We start from the raw sequence: 21,579 nt of genomic DNA on the forward strand, positions 1-21,579 counted from the left end.
AGCTTACTCCCGCAAATTGGGTTATGATTAAAACGGTACGTCTTCTGAGTCTGCCTGCAACATTTCCCGCATTTGAGCCATATGGCTTTCTGCGGTTTTGTTGGCAGTCTCATCAGTTGGTTTGGATTGACCTAAAAGCTGAATATTATTCACAACGATACTTAAGTTTTGGCGGGTATTGCCATCGCCATCCGTCCATTGGTTGGAACGAAGCTTACCTTCAACATAAACTTGCGTGCCTTTCTGTAAATACTCAGCAACTTTGATCAACTTGCCAAACATTACCAGCTGATGCCACTCAACTCTGGTTTTCCATTCCTCATTCTGTTTGAATGTTTCATTTGTTGCCAAGGTTGCGGTGACAAAAGACTGACCGTCTTTGCCGGCGATAGTTTTCGGATCAGCGCCAAGGTTGCCTATTAAAGTTACACGATTTAAAGCTGCAGTCATAAAGTTCTCCTGTTATTGATATGGTGCACCACATAACAGAAAAACATCCGCATAGAGCAGGTGGTTTTCTGTTATGCGGAAATGGCTGGTTTAAATGCTTCAACAAGCAATTTGTCGTTGGGAAGCAATTTTGACAAAAGAGATGAGCGCTTGAAGTTTAGACAAACTCAGTTCTGCTTGATGAATGTTGTCCAAAGATATCTGCATCCGGTAACCGTGCAGATCATTCACACAACAATTTAATTCAAACAGAATATGCTCAACCTCATTTTGTAAGATTGCTGATTTTTGCATGGTATGCTCCTTTAAAATAAAAGAGGATTAGCCCCAAAAGGGACGATGAATCCCCAATGGGTTATGCAATGAAACAATCACCGACATATCGGTTGATTTGCCTAATTGTTAAAGATGATATGCTATTAAGCATTCCATCGGCGAAAAGCCGTAAGACGTGTCCATAATTTCCCGACTAAACGTTCCGCCACGAATTAGGGAAGAAAGATGGCGTTATCACAAGACCTTAAGGTTTCGCTAGATTCTCGCTAGCTCTTCAGTTGTGTTAAGTTCATAATAACATATGGCGTGTAAATGTAAACACAAAATGTGTTTTATGTTTTAAGCATATATTGCCACGCCTCAATGATCATCACCATAGCCAAGGTATCCAGCTCACAATACCGCAATAGACTGTTTCTTAATTCCAATCGTTCAAAATCACTCATATCCGTGAACTGTAATTTTGCATAGGCAATCGTTGCAGCTCCACCTTCTTTTAAATCCTTACTTTCAAATAATAAGGGAGCATCTTCATCAGAGATATCTTTATTGATGGGCGGTAATAGATGATATGGGTCTTTGATTTTCTGGTTTTCTTCGACTATCCAGATTTGATTAACAAAATTATGGCTCGGAATGCCATTAACAGCTCCATAAATAGGTTGACTGTATTTTTCTTGAAGATATTTTGATCGGTTAAGAATTGCAGGAAATACCTGCTTTATGGAATTGGAACCATTGGTCAGTGGATCATAATAAAATCGTTTGATTAACTCTAAAATATCCACCATACAGCGTGGGCCTTCCCATTTCTCTTTGCTTTCAGAAGGTGATTTTGTGATTGAACGGATAAAAGAACAGAGCATTTCTTTATCATTGAGTGGATCAGGCATTTTTTCCAGTTGATCCAGAATGAAGTTTAGGTAAGTGTTTTCGTGATTGCTGTATCGAAAAATTGTTCCCTCATCATTTTCCAATTCTCTTTTTAAATGTCGAATAAAATCGATTGTAGGATTAACGCCTGGCTCAGAATTAAGATATTCACCAACATGAGCAACATTGCCATTTTTATCCAATGTATGATGCGAATACTGGAAGGCAATGCCTTGATAAGGGTGAGCGCCTTTATTGAAAGGAATGGGTAACATTGCTGTTTCAAAATCGATGAAGTGAAGCGGGTATTCCCATGAATTCATTTCAGCGTGCAGGTTATCTTCGTCTATCCAGACGCTTTTATCCTGATTTTTAACTTTTTCTATTTGTAGCCATTGCCGTTGTGTTCTGGAAAGCCCTGCTTCATCCGGCTCTTTGATTTTTAAATCAGACTCATCGATATCTTTTAATTTAATTAGCCCATTACTAAAATATTTAGGCTTATCTCGGCAGTCCCATAAATCCAATATGGTGGGATCATTAAAGTCAGATTCTTTAAATGCAAGCGTCTCTCGCCAGCATTCCTTAAAGCCCGAGAGCAAATTATTATCTGAACCAGCGGTTTTAAACTGGCAAGAACCGCACTCTTTTTTTGCTTTAGGTGGAAATTTCTGATCATTGAAATAAAGTTGGCTGAATTGAAGAAATTGGTCTTTTACCGTTTGCCCGTCATCATTCTTCTCTTGCCAGAGTAATTCAATATGGTAATCAACATTAATTTCTTTAAGAATTTTTACCGACAAATCCTCTTCAGTAACAGGCGCTGTGAGCGTAACTTTAGCTTTTCCCAGTTTATCTTTTTGTACCAGGAATTTTTGATTCAAGCCATCAGTAGGGCAAAGGGCATCTTTATCAACGAGCATTAAATAGCTGCTAATGGTGAAAGAGGGAAATAATTGTTTTAGAACCCATTTTTGAAAAGCGATATCAGCAATATAGGGGCACCATTCTGAACTAATAGCACCTTTTTTCGTTGCCATTTTTGATTCATCTTTCTTACTGATTGACTTTGCTTTGACTTCAATTAATTTGATATGCCCAGGTCTTTTTTGCAGGATATCAGCACGTAGAAAATAACCCTGATATTGAAACGATGCTTCAAATAAAGTCACTGTGTCTGTTTGAAATAAGTTCAGGGTCGTGGCAATGGCCTCTTTATTGCTTGAGGCTGTTATTGGTATCCCATCAGGATAATAACATCTGGCCAATGCTTCGACTTGTGCACCGCCTTCAGCTAATGCTTTTAAAAAAGAGTCTTCATCCTGCTTATTGGTATATTCATCTGGGCGATCGTAATACCAAAGCTTTGTTGGACATTCCAAGGCCAGTTTAAATTTTGATTTAGTTAAAAGTTTTGCCATTTCCGTCCTTGTAATCACCAGTTAAAATTGCTCCACTGTTAAGTTTAGCAAATTGGTTTGTTGGGATTGCTTCTTGACACCAGAAGCATCTCGCTATCCTAGATAGAGCCTGGTAATCGAGATACGAGAATGCCCAAGCAGGGTACTGAGTATTTCTCTCGCTGTCCTATCAATGATTTTTTCTTCTGAAGAAAGATCTTTAGAAGATTTACCACCTTGAATGGGACACAATAATGGCGTTTTGGTAGGTGATAGCTGGGCGGTTAATTCATGATATCGATTTTGAGCATAAGCATGGCGTAGACCATGAAGTTTATTAACCCCAAGCAATTCAATTTGCTTTTGGTAATGGCTTAAATGGCTTTTATAGGTTCTGTTTTCTGGTATCAATGAATGATGAGGTTTGATCGTTTTAGATACTTTGTATAACCAATTCTGTTGTGCTTGATTGGTGATTGGCAGCGTTCTGCCAATGCCCCCTTTCGTCCAGCTGGGCTTAATGACCAGGGCATTTCCTTGCCAGGCTTCTGATACCACCAATTTCATTGATTCTTCTCGCCTGAGTCCAAATAAAGCTTGGCCTTCAAGTGATAAGCGTATATGTGGGTCGGTGCATTTGTTTAGGTCGATATTGAATATCGCCTTGTTATAGGTTGGGATATAAGCTCGGCGAGGTATGTTATAACGGTCATTGTTTGCTTTAACCAGATTGGATTTACCAAGGATATTGGCCGTTTTGCGCAGTTTGGCCATATAATTTTTGATGGTGGCGGGGTTTTTGCCTTGTGTTTTCCAGTGCTCTACCAATACATGAATATGTTTTGGCTTTAAGCCGTTCATATGTCCTATTTTATATCCCAGCCCATGCAGGTCTTTCATGCAACGGTGCAGCATATGGCGCATATCCGCGAGACTTGCATGGGAATAATTGTCAATTTGATTAACGAACTCATTAACTGAAAACATAGCGCTACGGAGTTTATTGCTCATTGATGTATCTCCATAAACTCGTCCTGGATTTAAGCCCCATTTCATCCATGATTAACCAGTTTAATTTGTATTGGCTCAGGGTTGATGACAGTTCCTGATTCAGCCACTTGGCGTAAAGGTAACGCCAAGATTTTGATTGAGGTAATTTGAGCTGGTTAAGGCTTTTTCGTAAGCGAGATTTGATGCTTTGTTCACCATATATTTGCAATAGACTATATGGACCCTGCGTTAGTTCTTTTAGCGAATCAATAATACTGGTCTGTACGTCATTACGATAAGGTATCATTCTGTCCTGACTGTTAAAGGTGATTTCTCGTGTCAGCCATAGATTGCTTTGTTGGGTGTGAATATTGGGTTTGATTCGTATGGCTTCGCTGTAAGTTAGGCCAAAATGAACTTGCAAAGCCAGAATAACGCGAATCAAAGGCTCTTCTATTTGCAGCCAAAAATCTTGAGTAATTTTTACTTTCTTTTTTTTCTTGAAATTGCGCATAATACCCAACTGTCGATTGGTGAGGGTGGTTTGTTGATTGCCAATATCATTTAAAAATTTTCTGATGACAGTAAGGTGATTCAGCATAGTCGCTGGTTTGATTTTTTGCTTGTGCCAATGATTGGCTAATTGTTTTAAATGGTCATTATTGAATGATAACCAATCATGGGGCGTATTCTTGATGGTGTATATATCCTGGGTGAGTTTTGAGATGACATGATTACGAAAACGGCGGGTTTTTAAGCCACCATGACGATTATTTTTGATGTATTGCCTCGCTTCCTTTCTTAATGAATATTGCTGCATAATCTCACCTGAAAAATTATTTGCCCTGACTTTGGTTTAGTGTTGGTCGAGCGGCTCACTCAAAGGCGATACCCAGCGAATGCTGCAAGGCTCGAAAAGCTGGCAAATCAGCTGTTGAACGTCAAATCAATTTGCCGTTCGGTTTTTCTGGTTTTTTTCTCCTTATTTTTAAAAAAGTGACAGATACGACAAAGCATAAGACTTTATCCCGAATCCATAGATCAGATGAAATGATCGGCTACCGAATGGTAACGACTCCTGAACAACACAACCCGACTAAACGTCCAGCCACAGGTTAGGGAAGGGGTGTGGCTTGAGTACTAGACCTTAAAGGTTTCGCCTGTTGCACAGGCTCATCAGTAGTACTTAGTTAAAAATTATCAAACTGGTGCTTGCTGCGCAAGGATTTTGGGGTATGGATTTGTTCCATCCCGCGGTGCGGGTTGGAACAAATTGTGGAAATGTGTTGATTTTACAGGGTAAAATCAAGGATGGTTTTCATCGTCACTGCATGTAAATTGCAGTGACGATGAAAATGCAGCGATGATAAATATCAAGCTGCTTTAACTAATTAGTCCAGTTCTTTCCGCATAAATATACAGTAGCTATTATCTACGTATCCATAGCGTTTAAAATCTGGTACATATCCGAGATTTTTATAAAATCGAACAGCATTTTGAAAACTCATAGTCTGAATAGTTGCTACCTTACATCCCTCTAGCCTTCCAAACTCATGTACCTTATCCATAATTTGTTTAGCTAACCCTTGATTTCTGTACTTTGGATCTACCCAAAGTTGATCGGTATAAACTGTTCCATAAATAACAAAACCATTAGCACCAGCAATTATGTGCTTTTCATTATCTCTGATAAGAAATGCAAAAGGGTGTGCCTCACCAAATTCAGCTGTTTCTTCATTGATCTTTTTAGTAAGCAGCTCTACGTCCGAAGGAGCAGGCTGGTTAATAAACTCTATTTTATTTTTCACAAATACCCTTTCTGTTGCTCAAGTAACTTATCAAGTTTATGTGTAGGAAATGGCAAAGATTTATCCTTTTGAATCTCACTATAGAATTTATGCATTTACTGCGAGCCATGGAGAGCCGAAGGCGAGGGCGAGGAGACCGCGATAGGCTGCGATTTACGCAGACAGCCCGAAGGGCTGCGGAGTAAATCTATATGCAGCCGTTAAGTCATTGGTGCAGGCATACGCTTTGCGCGTTCAGCGCAAACGTGCTGGAAACAGGACGCTCGCGGCCTTTTAGCTTCGCGCGTTGGCGAGTCGATTTTGGGGACTCGGATGTCCCAAAATCTTTCACGAGGTAGCGCGACCCTTTTCTTCTGCAACCGCTGCATGCTTGGACAATAAGGCTTTAACTTCCCTAGGAATATCAACACTGAGTTTGTTATTAAGATAATCGTTCAGAGTTTGATCCCAATTGGTATTTCCCAGATAGCTAGTTAATACGCTATGAAGCAAATTAATTGAAAAACTGCATCTATCATAATTTTTATTGTCTTCAAAAAAGTGCTTTTCACTGGTTGATAAATCAAATCTCTTAGATAACGAAAGTCCAAAATCACTTAAGTAAATATTTTCTTCATCTGCTAAAGCGTTCCAAAAGTGGACGTCCATATGGAGAAAGTTGTTTGCTTTCATAAAATCCAATACATTTTTAAACGAATTTCTTATCCTTTTAAGATGCTTGCCTGAATCATTCTTTGATTTATTTGCTGTTAGTACTTCATTCAGATGTTGATATAAATTTTTAGGGAAGTGTTCAAGGAATAACAAAACACTGGTTTTTGCCTGATTTAAGCTTTCTATGCGAAACTTGATTTGTGGATTATTTTCCCAATTAGCAAAGTAATTTTCTTGAGAGTCCCAATAAGACAAATCCTCTTTGCTGATAGAATCAGGAATGGTGCGCCAGTGATACATAATAGGGAAGTTTGGACACTTTCCAGTAATTACCCAGTTCGTTGTCATAATGTGAGCAGCAAGTTCTCGCCATGCCCCAAAACCAGCTGAACCAATTCCATATTGGTAGCACATAGGCAAATTGAATATATTTGCCGTAGACATATAGTTATTAGGTTTTAGTTCGAATTCAGAAATTGGAACTTTTTTAACAAAAATGGGTACATTACCAACTTCTATTTCAACAGAAGAGCCTCCAATACCTTGATGTTTTACTGTGCTATCAGATAAAGCGCTCTGCAATTGTTTGTTACTCATGTAAACCTCCCTTTTTTAGTGCCAGTTATAATTAGAGTTTTCCGACCTGTTTTTAATCAATCTGTAATCCAAAGGTGACATATCACCGAGTGATTCATGTGGTCTTTCTTCGTTATATTCTTTCATCCAATTTGTGGTAATATCACGTACCTCATTGAGACTTCTAAATAGATAAAAATCCAATATTTCATTCCGATAAGTTCTATTGAACCGCTCCACAAATGAATTTTGAGTTGGCTTTCCCGGCTGAATAAACTCAAGAATAACACCATGCTTTTCTGCCCAATCCGCTAACGCAAGGGAAATAAACTCAGGTCCATTATCAAGTCGCAACCTTGCAGGATATCCTCGATTGGCGGCAATATGGTCAAGTACCCGAATAACCCTTAGAGCAGGCAAGCTCAAATCAATTTCAATTGCCAAAGCTTCCCGATTAAAATCATCTACCACATTAAAAGTCCTGAATCTTCTGCCGCAATTGAGGGCATCACTCATAAAATCAGCTGACCATGTATGGTTAAGGGAATCAGGCACAGCAAGAGGTTCCGGGTGACGGGAAGCTAATCTGCGTTTTCCTTTTCGCCTTATATTTAACTTCAACTCACAATAAACACGGTATACTCTTTTATGATTCCAGGAGAAACCTGCCTGCCGCAATTTGATAAACAACTTCCTGAAACCATAACGCGGATAGTGTTCGGTTATGGTCACCAATTCTTTTATCACCGCTTCATCCTTATCCATCGCCGGCTGATAGTAGTAAGCTGTACGACTTAAGCGTAATACCGAGCAGCTTCGCCTGAGACTCAGACCATGTTCCTGCACCAGATAATCAGCCATTTCCCTCTTTTCAGCCGGCTTCAAAGCTTTTTTTCTATAACATCCTTCAGTGCACGGTTTTCCAGAGACAAATCAGCAAACATCCGTTTCAGCTTTGCATTTTCTTCCTCAAGTTGCTTCATGCGTTTAATATCTGAGGCTTCCATCCCACCGTATTTTGCTTTCCAGTTGTAATAGGTGGCATCGGATATCCCATGTTCCCGGCATACATCCTTTACCAATCGTCCTACTTCAACTGATTTTAATATGTTTAAAATTTGATTTTCTGTAAAGCGACTGCGTTTCATCGTTCCTCCTCTTTTTTGCTTATTATGCCGGAGAAACTCTAATTGAAAATGGTGCTATTTTAAGGGAGGGTTACACTCATGCAAGCTAAAGCATTTGAGATTAAGTTATATTTTTCTATTCGAAAATTTTCAGTATTATTCATTGTGTCTGTTGGGTTAATAATTGATTGGCTTCTAAGTGGGACAAGTTCGTAATTTGCTGTAAAAAAATGATTATAAGTCTATCTTTTTATTATTCATAACCACTACTAAGTTATCAAAATCAAAGCAATAACAAAGTTATTTAAACACTACCCCTTCCAATCAAACTCTTTTTTGCCACATTTACAAGAGATAGTTTTCTTAGGGCTGCTTACAAACTGATAATTAACTAAACGACCACAGCTCTCACAGCAAAAAAGATTATAGAATTCATTCAAATCTTCATACACCACTTTCAAATCGTCAATATTCTCTTTGATACTAGAATCATGGGATGCCTTAGTGGTGATAAAACTTGAGATCTCTAATCTTTTTACAACTGGCTTATCTTTGAGATAGCCTGATTTCTTGTTTACTCTGTTGACTACTGCCGGAAATAGTTCGCCAAGCATCCTGTTTTCATTTGTATCATTATAATGAAAACTCATTGGCACTTCTAAGTTATAGCAAAGTGCTTTGAAACATTTCTCTGCATATCGCCTTATTAAATTGCCTAATCCGGTTTCTTGCTTTTTTTTAAGCATTTTTTCGATTTCTTCTTTGGACTCTCCAGGAGCCAACTCTAAATATGTGCCTTCTTCAACGCTCCATTGGGTACGTATGACTTTCCATCCCTTACCTTTGACCGCATTTCTCATAAATTCAAACCACTCATGCTCATGCGTCATAGTAATGACTTGATAATCGGAAAATTTTTCTTTCAGAAGTTGTCCAAAGCGAATTCTATGGGGCTTATCAAAACTGGATATTACATCATCCAGTATGAAAAACTTCGCTTTCTTATTAAATAGCTTAACAGAAGCCAGGAAAATACATAATCCAAGGCAATTTATATATGATTCACTAAGAAATTTTTTGGGGGAAGAAACGGGCTGTCCATGAAATTTTAGTTCAATAGTAATTCCAGTGAGGTCACCATCCGCACTTAAAGTAGGAACTAGCTTTATCTCATCCACTTTTTCAGCATGATTCATATAAAGATAATATTCATTAACATTGCTTGAAATGTCATTAAGAAATTTATCCATTTCATTCCTACGAACCTCATTGAATAATGAGAGGATTGAATTCATAGTTTCTTTCTGTGACTCGATTCCTTTTTTTTCTTTCTCTAATTTTACAACTTCATCAAATGCATCACATGAAGCAGTTATAGCACTATATAGTTCTATCCTTTTTTCGGCTTCTTGTTGTCCTCCAGATTTTCCTATCTTTTTTAGGCTGAGAACTGTGTTATCGATATACTTGATGTCTGTTTTTTTTAGGGATAAATTCTTTTTATCTATTGCAAGGATATCTTCACCCAATACATCCTGAATCTTTTTAAGACAACTCAAATCGGCTGTAAGTTTCTCTATATCGACGTTATCTAGTTTTAATTCCTTTAATAAGTTTAATGCATTTTCCAGAGTTTGGTTGATATCGACAAATATAGATTGAAGTGTGCGCTTTTCTTCGGTCAATTTATTTATCTGTTTTTGTGCTTCTTGTAGGGTATTCAGCCTATCCTTAATCAAAGCAAGTAGAGTTTCTTTATCAATATTACGCTCACACAAAGGACATTCATCTTTGTTTTGGGCGGATAAAATTTTCTCTCCCTCCTCAAGGAGCTTAATGATAGAGATACTCTCAATCATTTCTTTTTTTGAGGTAATCTTTTTCAGTTCTTTTGCAAATGCAGCCAAGTCCTTCATAGTTGATTTAACTTTACTCAGCCCATCGAGCAGTCCTTTTTCACTAGTATTTATATTATTTCTTTTGATTATTTCCTCTTCATTTACCCCTTTTTTTAATTCTTCTAGTGCATTTGTAAGTGTATCCTCATCATTTACATTTTTCTTTAATCCCAATTCCTTTAATTGGCTTGTAATTGCTGCATAGAGTTGTTCTTTGGAATTGACAATTGCCTTTAGTTTCTCAAGAATCTTATTTTTGTTGTTGGATATGCTTGTTTCAAAATTTTTAGCTCGTATTAAACCGTTGAGACTATTTGAAGCTTTGGATAATACGTCTTTCAAATTTTTAATATCTTGAAAGCCAATTATATCAGAAATATCCGCTAACCTTTCTCCACCTGTAGCAAGAATGAATTGAATAAGTTCTGTATTCCTGATAAACAAGTGCTCGGATTTTAGAAAGTCAACAAACTCTTCATCGGATTCAGGGTTACCAAACTGTGCACTAAACTTGCCCTTCTTTTCCATGAGATTTTTTTGTAAATAATGCTGCTTATCAAATTCAATTACTGCATAACTTTCGTCTTCTTCTGATGCAAATGTATTTTTAAGCCCCCCATGTTTCTCTATTTCTCTTCCTCCAAGATGCTTTACACATCCAGTTACAATCCATTCTAACGCATCAGTAAAAGAGCTTTTTCCCGTTCCATTATCTCCGTAAATTAATGCTGAAGAACCCTGCTCTATGTTAAGAGTTAATAAATGCTCACCTCTCGCGCCCCGGAAATTTTTAAGAATTATTTTCTTAAGTTTCATCCGGTAATTCCTTTCTTAATTCTTCTAATCCACGATCAATTTCATTATTGGTGAGCTTACCTTTTTTGTGTAATGACACAAGTAGGTTTACTACATCCTGATTAAGATCAGGATTAGCCTGTAATGATTTAAAAAAATCATCGACAATCTCTTTTCCTGTTTTGCTCTCATTCATAATTTTTAATTAAAATAATTCCAATCAACTGTTACAATGCCCTCATAACCCTCACCTAACTCTGGGAAGCCTGTCTTATTATTGCATATAGGGTAGACACCAAATTCTCTAACGAAATCGAGTAATAAGTAGCTTTCAAAATCTTCTATCCTGTATTTCCATATACTCTGAATAATACTGAAGTTCAGATAGGTGAACATTAAATCAGTTATCTTCTGATAATTTTGTAATCCTAAATTGCTTGATTTTCCATTATAGTGATCTGAAAGCCGTGACGCGATGCTATTGGTTTTCTTTTCACTCATTCCAATGTATATTAATTTAGAATCACGAAAAGGGTATGTTACCTTTTTTTTCTTCATGAAAATAAAGTAAATTCCCACTACACCGCTGAGTCCTTTGAAATATTGTGGCTTGAATTCAAGCGGTTTATCAAAATTAAGTTTATACGACACTATTTTACCTCATAAACCTTCAGCACTTCGTCGTCGCAGCGATTGATGCCTTTGAAAGCAATATTACTGGCTAAAGAAGGCCCGCCTATTTTTATAGGCCAAAATACGTCTTTAATTCTTTTGTCCGGTATTAAGAGGCAAAGGTACTCTAATTTTATAAATTTCTCCACCACTCACCAAAACAAAAGCCTGCCCCTTAGGCAAAGAAACAATATCCTCCACGCCAATCATAGGAACAGAAGAAGTCTGTACTCGATCTTCATTAGTCGTATTAAAATAAACCTCATCATCCCCATGCGGTGTATCATTAACCATAGATACTTGGGTATGACCTATCACACCAACCTGCGGTAGCACTTTGACCAGTAAGTGTGCTGTTTCCTCGTTTTTCACGCGAAGCATGATCAGAGTATTAAAATTCCCTTCCGAAACATCGGCTTTGGCTCTTGAACCCAAAGCAACTTCCATATCCTGAATAGTCTGGGCGTAAGCCGTGACCTGAAATCCAGCGCCACCAGCTTTGTTGAGGATTTTAACGAAAGAATCCTGGATTATTTCTGATAATTCATCACAATGCAGGTTTAACGTGTAATGGGCGTTTTCTTCTTTGTAAATCTTACCTGCAGTTGAGACCAGATCGGATAAAAGGGCTTTGCCGACTGCTTGGGCAATATTGGGATTGGTTAAGCTATCAAGGCCAATATAGAGAATTTTTTTGTTCTTAATGATGTCCATGAGCTCAATATCTTCCGGCTTTGGTTTGGATGACAGGATTTTTGAGGCGTTACTTTTATTGATTTCTGATAAGACTGGTCCAACGCTGGCGGTGATTTTGTCGTAGTAGTTTTTATCCATGACTGCAGCATCAAATAGGTCAATTAGAATTTGGTCGTGCAGGCTTTCTGTATTGCCGTTTTTAATTGTTTTATTGATATGGTTTTTGACGTACTGGATAACAGCTTGATGGCGTTCCATGGGAGGTTTAGTTTTGTTATTTTTTCCGATTTTACTGTTGTGGTCTTCGATGATTTGTTCGATTTGTTGGTTATATTCTGGGTAATGGCCTGGTAGGATGGTGTCAGCGTAGGTCATGAGCAGTTGGTCCAGCCGGCTGATATAGAAGGCGATGGATTGATAGGTGATTTCCTGCTGCATTTCTTCAAGGCAAATGGCAACGATGTTGACATATTTCCAAGCGAAGGCTGCAAATTGTTTGCCTTCGCCTTCTGCTGCAATGGCATCAGTAATTCTAGTGGCGACTTCTGATACTTGGTGATAATTTTTCAGTGGATTGTAATGGGCCGACTGTTCTGGAAATCCCAGGTGGACGATGTGAAAATCATCGCTTCTACCTGAGACAAGGGCAGCTGCTTTCATATCTCTTACCAAGTCTTGATCACCCTTTGGATCAACCACAATAACGGCATCGCCATTGCGGATGTCCTGGTTAATTAGAATGCTGGCAAGTCTGGTCTTACCGACCCTGGTTGTTCCGACAACGAAGGTATGGCCTACTCGAACATCTTGTGGAATGTATACGGGTTTGTCATCTTCGCCAACGCCATGCAAGAAAGGGCTACCGCCAACAGGTGGATCAGGACGAAATGGATTGAGTTTTGAGCGGGTGTTTAGCCACTTTGCCAGTTTGGTTTGCTCATGGTTTCGACAAAAACCTCTGATGGTTTGATAAAGCTTTCCTCGCTGCATGAAATGTTCATTTTTAACTTGTTTGATTTGGTGAAGCTTTTGTGTGTGACTTGGTTTCCAGCGAAAGCCTTTGCCGATGAATAACCAGTTTTTTGATAATGGGATTTCTGTGGTTGATAAGGCATAGGTGGGCATGGCAAGTAATCTCCGATGATAGCGTTTGACTTTGATGGCTTGCCATGCTCGATATAACCCTGGAACTAATAATGTGATGGCTGCATAGGTTGCCATATGGTCGGTGAGCAAGAAGAAATGCGGCTGGTTGTAAGCTAATATCGCCAGAGTAAAACACGTTAATGCAGACCAGGCTTCTGTGGGTTCACGTAACAAATTATTAATTGGATAGTCTTTCATGGTTAACTCCATAACATCAAAACATCGATTAAGATAAAGGTAATGATTAGATACCATCGGGATTGACTGATTTTTTTAAGCTGACTGCCAGTGAGTTGATGATGTTGAGATATTTTTTTTATTAGAATAGGCCAGATAAAAAATAGCCCAAGATAAAACAGGCCATGCCAAATTAAAAACCACGGTTGATTGGCTTTTAAATAATCCTGTAAATAATTAAATGTTTGAGAATTGATAAACCATGGGGTGATTATTAGTAGTGCAATGATTGGTAATATGGTTTGTATGAGTACTATAATGGACGAACGTATATAATTTTTTTTCATAAGGATAACTCCAAATGCGAAAGGTATTTCGATTGTTGGGTGTGGTTCTTGATGCCATAACTGACATCATGGATGAAAAGCCAAAACGTCAATATATGCCGGTTTATGAGGCCCGAGAAAAATTTGAGAAGGGCATGATTAGTGTGCGTGAGTACAATGAAACCTTTGAAAATAACAATGGTATTTAATTGACTCATCGAATCATTCCCGAAGCAACTTTAATCCCTGTTTTTGCTGTAGTCATACCTGACTGGCTAAGTTGATCACTCTGTTTTTCAGAACCGCTGACCATATCCATTAAACCTGCGCCAGCATCACTGCCAAAGTGACTGGATAATCTTAGTAAAAGTACAGGGGCAACAAAATAAAACATCACCGCCATATTTTTCATGGCTGAAATCGCTTCATTCTCACCAAGTGGATCCAAGACCGACCGCTCAACAAAGCTAACCAGGTGCCAAAGGTATTGCAGAAAAATACTCATCACAAATAAACCACAAAGGCTGCCAAGTGCTCTGGGGCTATAGCTGCTAAGTGAAAGGATGATTGGGGTTAAGATAATTAGAAAGAACATGAAAAATGCCTGCATGACCGGCAGGGTCTGCATAATGGATTCCCGCTTCAGCGGTGTTAAAGTCCACGACTTAGCCCATTGACCGACATTGACCAGGCTATTGGTGATGGCACTGCCGACATGGCCATTGTTGTCCATTACGTTTCTGACGGAGTTGAGCTGCATATCTTTGCTGTCGTTAATCAACATTTTTGCGATGTAATCTTCTGCAGAAATATCTGCCTGCCAGGCTTTCGGATGTTTGAGCTTGTATTGCCGGACTCTTTCAAGCATAGCGTAATAGTTCAAATGCTTATTAAAGAAGCTGGCTTTGTTGGCAACATCAACCAGATCCGTTTTGATTTTATTCCACCATTGCTGGCAACTGGGATAGCCTTCTTCAGGTAATTGCTCTTGCGATAGGTCGCCGCGATTGGCTGCTTTTTGCAGGTTAGGATTCGGAGCCTGATTAAAGGTAAATCCTTTGACTGGATGACGGGCATGGATTTTGGCGTAATACAATTGCTGCAGGATTTTCGACCCCATCCATTTGAGATCATCTTCACCACCATAGCGTTTTAATAAAGCATTTAATTCGCTTTGTTCATGCTTATCACTATTAAATTGCGTTCTGGCTTCAATAAAGCATTGTCTGTGAAAATCTAAAGCTTGTTCACGCACATCATGAGGTAAATAGGTAGATACCAAATCGCCTTCAATGGATTGCAGGCTATCAGTACAGCCTGTGACTTTCATAAGACTGTAGGTAAAGCTCGACATAAAATTCTGAATGATGGCAAAACCGATGGGGATTTTGACCTGGTGGGTTAAAACATCTGCAAATGCTTCATCATAGGTTGTGCCAGTATCGCCGAAGGTGGCTGTTGATTGTGATTTCAGACCGCATAACGGTTTAAACTGCAGTGCTTTGGTTTCCAGTGGAACGCAGGGGTAGACAAATATCCCGCACATTAAAACGGTAATAGCTAATTCATAGAGGAAATGATTTAGGGCATGCTCCACCGCAAAAAATGCACCAGCTGGCACCAGTACATTTTTTAAAAAGCGATAGCCGACTGCCAGAAATCCAAGATATAACAATCCTGTTTGCCACAAAGCATTGAAGATGATTTCATATTGCTGCCAGCCAAGGTAGGTGGTGTATAACGAAAGTGGATTGAAGACGATCATATCAGGCCCCTTTTTGTTCTTTTACATAGACTGCACCATTTTTCACAGCGGGTTGCTCATGGTCCTGGCCAGGCATGCTTGCGCCTTGGGCTTGATGACGGATGTCCATGATCATAGTCAGAGTGTCAGTCATCATTTTTTTGCGCACTTCATTTTCAAATGCCAATGAATGGATATCATCATCGAGTTTTTTTAAGGCAAAACGCACCATGTTCAAGGCGGGTTTTAAGTTTTGCACTTCCTGGACCTGAAGGCCGGCTTGTAGGATTCGTCTCATCATTAAGGCTTTATCCAGCATATTTTGAACGGCAATTTCTTCGGCTAGCTTGGATACGGTGAGCAGTTGTTCTTCTCTGGGTAAGTGTTGGATGGTTAGGATGATTTCATCGGTGATCAGCAAATTGGAAGCACTGACTTTATGAAGATTTTCTTCGGTTAATGCCCAGCTGCCATTGACCAGATTCCAGAGTGCTTTGGCAATATTTTGACTGCAGGTGTTGGCATTAGCGCAGCTTTGCAGTAAGGCTGATAAACCCATACCGGCTTTGGCGTCATGGTTTTCTTTGGTGTCACTGCTGCTGACGTGAATATCGCCTAATACTTTAACTGCCCAATTCGCCGCATCATTAGGAGTAGCCCAGGTCTTTGTCATGGGTGTTTTCTCATACGGCTTGGTTGTTGAATCAAGTGGTTTGCGTTCCAATAAGATGTTATATCCGGCAATTACCACATCGTTGATTACTTTAATTGGTCGTTGAAATTTACCGCCGGCATTACCTTTATCACTGCCTATCCAGGGCAGACCGTATTCATCCCGTTTTTGGGCAATACTTTTTGAGGTTTCGGTGACATCAACATTTTCCTTTTTGGCTCGCTTGGCTGCATCAAGCCAGCCCTGGCTGTCGGACACCGAAAGCATGCTTTCAACAGGAGACTGATTTTGCTCTAAAGCTTCTTTGACCTGCTGGCAATCTTTGACTTTGAGAGTAAATTCGTTTTGCGCACTGGATGCTGTATTTTGCAGAACATTGTATAAGGCAGGCATGGCTTGTTGCAGTTTATACAGAGGGTAGCCTGCAACAGAGCCTTTTAAGTTGCTAATCACACCAGCTGGGATATTGAGCGAGGATTTTTTTAAATCCTGCATGGTATTGGTAATCGATACCACGGGATTAAATCCACTACAGGAAAAGCCCATGCGCCCATCGATGTCTGCACCAATTTTTAGAGTTTGGTCTTTGTTGATGGGAGGTACAAACAAGTTGGATGCACCGCCTAATTGATAATAGTAATCGGATTGGCTGGGCATAAAGCCACTGGCAAAAAGGCTTGTTGGAATTAGTGTGGTTAACAGGATTATTTTTTTCATATGATACCCTAGCGTTTTTGTGGTTGCCCCACTTTGGGAAAGGTTAGAAAGCGAATCAGTTTGCCATGGTGTTGCACGCATCCTCTGTATTTGCGCCAGACAACAAAGACATAATTGCCGTTGCCGTTCTTGTCATCTTCAATCCCGAAGTCATTTGGATCACCTGGATGGAAGGTGCGATTGTTTGGGTAGACTTCCTGCCAGATGACTTTCTGGTTATTTGGATCAAAGATGCCATTGGCGACAACACAGTTTTGACCGCAACTGTTGCTGGTAGATTTGGTGACATGAAGCGGGTTTTGATTAGTCACGATATCAACCGCGTGCATGGCAGCGACAACTGAAGCGCGGAAGTTATAAGGCTGAGTAACTCGCATGAGTCTTGGAATTTCAGTACCCCAGATATGTGTTGCAGTGCCGATATCATGGCTGATCAACAGTTGTGGATGAGATGCTATATACACCAACTCGGCTGCTTCGGTTCTATCCATCACTGCATCAAGCTCAGATAGATAATATGGCATACCAAAACCGGTTTCCGATTTCAGGGATAAAAATGGGAAGCGGTAAAAGGCAGCGGGGCTGCCAATCACATCAACGACTCGGGTGCGCTCATCATTACCATGCAAACTGGTTGTTTGGCTGCTGTCATTGCCAAAACCTAAATCCATACCGGTAGCAAGTTTGTAGGCTTGTTGGTAAGCGTGCCTATTGGCTTTGTTTTCATACAAAGCTCGTGCCTCAATCCAGGGATTTTCTTCCGGTTTATTACTCACAGTGACAATGAGGTCAGGCAAGAATTGTTCAACTGCAGCGGTAACTGATATTTTGGGTGGATAATGACCATGACGCCAGGCACAAGAACCAATGATTTTATAATGTGAATTATGGAATATCTTTGATATGACTCTGCCGGCAATGGTAAAGGTGTTCACTGGATGGGGCGGTTTGGTGCTTTCAAGCGCATGAGCCGTATTAATCATAAAAATAAGCCCCAGTGTCATCATTAACTTTGGGCTGTTCCAGTTTTTCTGCCATAATCTCAGCGGCTTTGAGTACGTCATAATCTTTCTCCAATTGACCTCTGGCTACTTTTTCACTTTTTTCATTCATTAACAGTGCAAGCAGGTAACGAGGCGGTATAACTCGGAATAAACCTTGATAACGGGAGCCTAAAAGTACCGCTTCTGCATACAGTCCTTTTTGTGAATCAATGTCTCGAATCAAGGCTTCCTGCTGTGGTGTCAGGTGTTTAAATTGTTTGATGTCTTTGAGCTCATTTTCATCCAGTCCAAGCACAATCCATGTTTCCATCAAAGACAAAATTTTGGTTGCTTTGGCTGAACGCATATCGGCAACATTTTGGGTAACAGGGATGAGCCAAAGTCCAAGTTTTCTGGCGACTTTAGCAATAAGCAGGGCACAGGAAACAATGACATCAATTTCAAATTGAATGTGTGCTTCATCGATGATTAAAAACATGGGGCGGTCATCGTTTTGCGTGCGTTCTGCCATGGCCAGTATTCTGGGTAACAGCGACACCATGACCAGGGCAAGTTTGCCTTTATCATCTTTGATGGCTGAAATATCGATATGGAAAATATCAAAGTCATCGAGGGGATCGGTAGGCACATTAAAAAATCGGGATTTTGAATTGTTGATGACATAGCTTTTTAGCCGGTCAGCCATATCCTGTAGGCGTTCTTTTTTCTTGGGAACCGTTTCCTTTTTGATGCGCCCATCAAATGCTTGTAGCACATGTTCTGTCAACATTTGCGGGATATTCTCTTTGGCACAAGTGACGATGGCATCGCTTAATATTTCAATTAGCAGCGTTTCATCAGCAAGCGTGAATCCTTGTTCTTCTTTTTCATTGGCTTCTGTAATCATGGTTCTTAAGGCCAACGCCAGTTCAGCCAGATAAGAGCGAGATTCATCTTCGCAGTTAAGTTCGGATTCGTTTGCCGGTTGCGACCTGTCCTTTTTCAACTGCTGCAATAATTCCAGCGCATGATTAGATTGCTCGCTGATTTCCGTCAATGCTTTGTAGGCATCACAAAATGGATTTAAGGGAACGGCTTTGTCTTTTTGATTAGACAGCATTAACTGTTTGGTTTTTAGTCCATGCTTTTGGCAATGGGTTAAGATGCGGTCAAAGGAATTGCCCATTTCAAATAAAACAATACGGGCATTTTTCATCGCCAGTAATGACTGCACCATCCAGCCAGTTAAAACGGATTTACCCCCGCCTGAGTTGGCAAAGATGGCGCAGTGCGAATTTTGGGATACAAAATCATGATGCAGTAAATCAAAAAATACCGGTTCGCCTAAGCGATTAAAAAAGGTAAAACAGGGTAAATGCCTTGCGCCTTGGTTGCGTCCGTAGACTGGTAGAAGGGCTGCCAGTTCTGAAGCATACATCAAACGGTCATAGCACAAATAAAGTCTCGCATATTGCGGTATAAAATTAAAAGGCAGTGCGTTGAGATAGGAGTTTAAGGGGTGAATATCAAAACGTGATTCAATCAAAGGCATTTTTGCTTCGACAAAAATATCCTGCAGCCGCTTTTCAATGTCGTTGGCTTCTTGCTCATCTTGAGCCCGATAAAACACTGCTTGATTAACCCAGAATAAACGATTACCCATGGTCAGTTCATTGCGGGCCGTTTTGATATCACCTCTTACTTGAGAGGGTTTCAAACTGGTGCCAACAATGCCTTTTTCCAGTCGGGTTAGGTGGGCATCTAATGATGAATCATGAGAAAATACCACTTGAATGGTATAGATACTGCTTTCGGGTAAGGTATCTAATAAGGCATAACGGTGTTTGGGATTGGCTTGCGGTCTTTCCCGAGAAATCAGGCCAATTTCTGGTGCTTCTTTCAAGCCATCCACATATAAAATACGATGTTTCAGGTCGTTAAAAATAAAGCCTTTGTCATCGCTTTCAGGTGGTGAGAAGAAAACATTTTGCGCCAGATTAAAGCCGGCTGCTTTTGTTTCAGGATATGGAAATTGTTTTAACAGACTTTCAGCACTGGCTGGATTAAACCAGCGCACCCACCATTGATAATAGTCTTTGCCTGTGAGGCGCTTTAACTGCAATCCAGGTGATCGGAGTTTTGATTCAACCTGGGCAATGATGTCTTGATGTTCCTTGAATACAGTTTGGCGATCAGGGTTAGATTCATTTAACAGTCGATAAAATAAAACCCGAATACGCCTTCTTCTTCCACGGTAGGGCTGGCCTGTTTTCGGATCAACAAATATCCCTTGTGGCCGACTCATCTTTTTAAATAAATCCTGCAGCCTTTGTAGGTAATCTTGAGTTATTTGAGTGTTAATGAGTCTGTCATCAACATGACTTTTAATATGGTCAATCACCGGTTCAAGACTGTAATCATCTTGAACAAACATTTGCATCAGCCAGGGATCCGTTTGATGAAGTGGTACGACTGAGGCAAAGGTATCACGCACTTTATTAAAGACAGCCTGCAAATATTCAGGTGCGGCAGCTTCAGCAGGTATATCGCCTAACTCAAACCCAGAACCGAGGCTTTTACCATCAGCAAATAAAAAGATATTATGCTCATCATTAAAATCAGCAATGGCGAGTTTGTCGGCAAAAGAGGGCAAGGAGTCAGCAAAGCGTTTTCGAACGATCTTTTCCTGTTCTGCTTTAGGATTATGCTCCCCTAACAGCCAGTTAATCATGTTCTTCATAATTCACCTCAATACAGTTCTGATGCCAGCGCATACTGGTTGTGCTTATAGAGAAAAAAACGTGTGTCATAAGCAGGCTTGATGATTTGCTCATCCCCTATATTGGCGACATGGGCAAAGACATGTATTGGTACCTCCGGATTGGCCAGTGCCTTAAATTGCTGTTCCTGATGGTTCAGTGAAACTGGTTTTGCTATTCGCCTGGGCAACGGTTGTGATTGATTAAGCTGATAGAGTTGGCTAACCGTTAAGCCCTGTTCTGGTATGGTTCCCTGAGATACCTTAGCCGTTGAACAGGCGCATAACCCCAGACTAACGCAAAGCATTATCAAAGTGTTTTTCAGAAGTGTTGCCATAATCTAATACCCTCCCGTTGAGTTCTTTATCGATAGAAATAGTTTGATTGAAATGAAGGCTGAGTTGATTTGGAATAAATCGGTTTTGTACTTTTAGACTGGCGGGCACAAAGACCATATCAAAACTGCCTTGAATGCGTTTTTCCATCCAGTCGGTAATCTTCTGGCTGCCTTCGTTTAAGGCACCACCTGCAGCAAAATGCCCAAGTTGGCCTGTTGGGGTAGCTATGGCGTTGCCACCTTCGGCCTGATAGGTCATCTGCCATTTGGATAAAGCATTGCCAGCACCTTGAATACCCCCTGCAGCCATAAATGAAGTCAGTACTTGCGGTGCATTGGTGATGTATTGACCCTTAATGCAAGGATTGCCGTATTGAGTGGTAAGATAGCCAATGCTGTCATTGTTAATCATCTCGGCTGAACTTTTCATTTGTTCCTGGCCTACCGTGACGAAATGGCCGTCGTCAAAAACAAATAAGGCTGAGGTGACATAAGCCATATC

At 40.0% G+C, this 21,579-nt stretch carries 19 protein-coding genes and 1 pseudogene; 1 reads left to right on the forward strand and 19 read right to left on the reverse strand.

Translation table 11 applies throughout. From position 1 onward, the window contains the following. Window positions 1-27: 27 nt before the first annotated feature. The 13 genes from E4T55_RS11030 to E4T55_RS11090 form a co-directional block, all read right to left on the reverse strand. Entirely contained in the window at window positions 28-450 is a 423-nt protein-coding gene (locus E4T55_RS11030; protein ID WP_058502307.1) for a single-stranded DNA-binding protein, read from the reverse strand. A 99-nt stretch (window positions 451-549) separates the two neighbouring features. Further along, on the reverse strand, window positions 550-744 hold the full coding sequence (locus E4T55_RS11035; protein WP_058502306.1) for a hypothetical protein: 195 nt from the start codon (window positions 742-744) through the stop codon (window positions 550-552). A gap of 314 nt (window positions 745-1,058) precedes the next feature. After that, window positions 1,059-3,020 (reverse strand): DUF2779 domain-containing protein, encoded by a 1,962-nt coding sequence (locus tag E4T55_RS11040; RefSeq protein ID WP_058502305.1) that lies wholly within the window; start codon window positions 3,018-3,020, stop codon window positions 1,059-1,061. Between the two features lie 93 nt (window positions 3,021-3,113). Beyond that, on the reverse strand, window positions 3,114-4,010 hold the full coding sequence (locus E4T55_RS11045) for a phage integrase N-terminal domain-containing protein (protein WP_058502304.1): 897 nt from the start codon (window positions 4,008-4,010) through the stop codon (window positions 3,114-3,116). Then, complete coding sequence (locus E4T55_RS11050) at window positions 4,000-4,809, reverse strand: hypothetical protein (RefSeq protein ID WP_058502303.1); 810 nt, start codon at window positions 4,807-4,809, stop codon at window positions 4,000-4,002. The genes E4T55_RS11045 and E4T55_RS11050 overlap by 11 nt, the downstream gene beginning before the upstream one ends. A 571-nt stretch (window positions 4,810-5,380) precedes the next feature. Beyond that, window positions 5,381-5,797 (reverse strand): GNAT family N-acetyltransferase, encoded by a 417-nt coding sequence (locus E4T55_RS11055; RefSeq protein ID WP_058502302.1) that lies wholly within the window; start codon window positions 5,795-5,797, stop codon window positions 5,381-5,383. A gap of 327 nt (window positions 5,798-6,124) precedes the next feature. Continuing rightward, window positions 6,125-7,048, reverse strand: coding sequence for a protein kinase family protein (locus E4T55_RS11060; RefSeq protein ID WP_058502301.1), 924 nt, complete (start codon window positions 7,046-7,048; stop codon window positions 6,125-6,127). A gap of 15 nt (window positions 7,049-7,063) precedes the next feature. Beyond that, window positions 7,064-8,175, reverse strand: a protein-coding gene (locus tag E4T55_RS11065) for an IS3 family transposase (RefSeq protein WP_242604080.1) whose coding sequence is annotated in 2 segments (ribosomal slippage) — window positions 7,064-7,923 and window positions 7,923-8,175 — 1,113 coding nt in all. Because the reading frame shifts where the segments join, the coding sequence is not laid out codon by codon here. Between the two features lie 290 nt (window positions 8,176-8,465). Beyond that, window positions 8,466-10,868 (reverse strand): coiled-coil domain-containing protein, encoded by a 2,403-nt coding sequence (locus tag E4T55_RS11070; protein WP_058502198.1) that lies wholly within the window; start codon window positions 10,866-10,868, stop codon window positions 8,466-8,468. Then, window positions 10,858-11,043 (reverse strand): hypothetical protein, encoded by a 186-nt coding sequence (locus tag E4T55_RS11075; RefSeq protein WP_058502197.1) that lies wholly within the window; start codon window positions 11,041-11,043, stop codon window positions 10,858-10,860. Before E4T55_RS11075 ends, E4T55_RS11070 begins: the two co-directional genes overlap by 11 nt. Before the next feature lie 5 nt (window positions 11,044-11,048). After that, window positions 11,049-11,498: a hypothetical protein gene (locus tag E4T55_RS11080; protein WP_202967191.1), complete on the reverse strand. Its 450-nt coding sequence runs from the start codon at window positions 11,496-11,498 to the stop codon at window positions 11,049-11,051. 111 nt (window positions 11,499-11,609) lie between these two features. Then, window positions 11,610-13,559 carry a type IV conjugative transfer system coupling protein TraD gene (gene traD, locus E4T55_RS11085; RefSeq protein WP_058502195.1) on the reverse strand — a complete coding sequence of 650 codons (1,950 nt, stop codon included), beginning with the start codon at window positions 13,557-13,559 and terminating at the stop codon, window positions 11,610-11,612. 2 nt (window positions 13,560-13,561) lie between these two features. Next, window positions 13,562-13,885, reverse strand: coding sequence for a hypothetical protein (locus tag E4T55_RS11090; RefSeq protein ID WP_058502194.1), 324 nt, complete (start codon window positions 13,883-13,885; stop codon window positions 13,562-13,564). A gap of 14 nt (window positions 13,886-13,899) precedes the next feature. On the opposite strand from E4T55_RS11090, the gene E4T55_RS15245 reads away from it, so the two are divergent. Continuing rightward, window positions 13,900-14,073 carry a hypothetical protein gene (locus E4T55_RS15245; RefSeq protein WP_165475168.1) on the forward strand — a complete coding sequence of 58 codons (174 nt, stop codon included), beginning with the start codon at window positions 13,900-13,902 and terminating at the stop codon, window positions 14,071-14,073. 5 nt (window positions 14,074-14,078) lie between these two features. Here the strand turns inward: E4T55_RS15245 and E4T55_RS11095 are convergent, their stop codons facing one another. The 6 genes and pseudogenes from E4T55_RS11095 to E4T55_RS11120 all read right to left on the reverse strand — a co-directional run. Beyond that, window positions 14,079-15,629: a conjugal transfer protein TraG N-terminal domain-containing protein gene (locus E4T55_RS11095; RefSeq protein ID WP_058502193.1), complete on the reverse strand. Its 1,551-nt coding sequence runs from the start codon at window positions 15,627-15,629 to the stop codon at window positions 14,079-14,081. 1 nt (window position 15,630) lies between these two features. Further along, a complete protein-coding gene (locus tag E4T55_RS11100; protein WP_058502192.1) occupies window positions 15,631-16,998 on the reverse strand; it encodes an integrating conjugative element protein in 1,368 nt (455 codons plus the stop codon). An 8-nt stretch (window positions 16,999-17,006) separates the two neighbouring features. Continuing rightward, window positions 17,007-17,981, reverse strand: a complete 975-nt coding sequence (locus E4T55_RS11105) for a TIGR03756 family integrating conjugative element protein (RefSeq protein ID WP_058502191.1) — start codon at window positions 17,979-17,981, stop codon at window positions 17,007-17,009. Continuing rightward, window positions 17,974-20,721, reverse strand: coding sequence for a conjugative transfer ATPase (locus tag E4T55_RS11110; protein WP_058502190.1), 2,748 nt, complete (start codon window positions 20,719-20,721; stop codon window positions 17,974-17,976). Before E4T55_RS11110 ends, E4T55_RS11105 begins: the two co-directional genes overlap by 8 nt. Window positions 20,722-20,729: 8 nt before the next feature. Beyond that, window positions 20,730-21,077 (reverse strand): hypothetical protein, encoded by a 348-nt coding sequence (locus E4T55_RS11115; protein WP_058502189.1) that lies wholly within the window; start codon window positions 21,075-21,077, stop codon window positions 20,730-20,732. Continuing rightward, window positions 21,034-21,573: pseudogene (locus E4T55_RS11120) on the reverse strand (TIGR03752 family integrating conjugative element protein); the annotation flags it as partial. The gene E4T55_RS11115 and the pseudogene E4T55_RS11120, both read right to left, overlap by 44 nt. Between the last annotated feature and the right edge of the window lie 6 nt (window positions 21,574-21,579).

It is taken from the genome of Legionella israelensis (genome assembly GCF_004571175.1).
GTDB lineage: Bacteria > Pseudomonadota > Gammaproteobacteria > Legionellales > Legionellaceae > Legionella_D > Legionella_D israelensis.

Excerpts from the sequence above, each read along its gene's own strand:
- E4T55_RS11030 (WP_058502307.1), bottom strand. The coding sequence starts at position 450 with ATGACTGCAGCTTTAAATCGTGTAACTTTAATAGGCAACCTTGGCGCT.
- E4T55_RS11035 (WP_058502306.1), bottom strand. The coding sequence starts at position 744 with ATGCAAAAATCAGCAATCTTACAAAATGAGGTTGAGCATATTCTGTTT.
- E4T55_RS11040 (WP_058502305.1), bottom strand. The coding sequence starts at position 3,020 with ATGGCAAAACTTTTAACTAAATCAAAATTTAAACTGGCCTTGGAATGT.
- E4T55_RS11045 (WP_058502304.1), bottom strand. The coding sequence starts at position 4,010 with ATGAGCAATAAACTCCGTAGCGCTATGTTTTCAGTTAATGAGTTCGTT.
- E4T55_RS11050 (WP_058502303.1), bottom strand. The coding sequence starts at position 4,809 with ATGCAGCAATATTCATTAAGAAAGGAAGCGAGGCAATACATCAAAAAT.
- E4T55_RS11060 (WP_058502301.1), bottom strand. The coding sequence starts at position 7,048 with ATGAGTAACAAACAATTGCAGAGCGCTTTATCTGATAGCACAGTAAAA.
- E4T55_RS11070 (WP_058502198.1), bottom strand. The coding sequence starts at position 10,868 with ATGAAACTTAAGAAAATAATTCTTAAAAATTTCCGGGGCGCGAGAGGT.
- E4T55_RS11075 (WP_058502197.1), bottom strand. The coding sequence starts at position 11,043 with ATGAATGAGAGCAAAACAGGAAAAGAGATTGTCGATGATTTTTTTAAA.
- traD (WP_058502195.1), bottom strand. The coding sequence starts at position 13,559 with ATGAAAGACTATCCAATTAATAATTTGTTACGTGAACCCACAGAAGCC.
- E4T55_RS11090 (WP_058502194.1), bottom strand. The coding sequence starts at position 13,885 with ATGAAAAAAAATTATATACGTTCGTCCATTATAGTACTCATACAAACC.
- E4T55_RS15245 (WP_165475168.1), top strand. The coding sequence starts at position 13,900 with ATGCGAAAGGTATTTCGATTGTTGGGTGTGGTTCTTGATGCCATAACT.
- E4T55_RS11095 (WP_058502193.1), bottom strand. The coding sequence starts at position 15,629 with ATGATCGTCTTCAATCCACTTTCGTTATACACCACCTACCTTGGCTGG.
- E4T55_RS11100 (WP_058502192.1), bottom strand. The coding sequence starts at position 16,998 with ATGAAAAAAATAATCCTGTTAACCACACTAATTCCAACAAGCCTTTTT.
- E4T55_RS11105 (WP_058502191.1), bottom strand. The coding sequence starts at position 17,981 with ATGATTAATACGGCTCATGCGCTTGAAAGCACCAAACCGCCCCATCCA.
- E4T55_RS11110 (WP_058502190.1), bottom strand. The coding sequence starts at position 20,721 with ATGAAGAACATGATTAACTGGCTGTTAGGGGAGCATAATCCTAAAGCA.
- E4T55_RS11115 (WP_058502189.1), bottom strand. The coding sequence starts at position 21,077 with ATGGCAACACTTCTGAAAAACACTTTGATAATGCTTTGCGTTAGTCTG.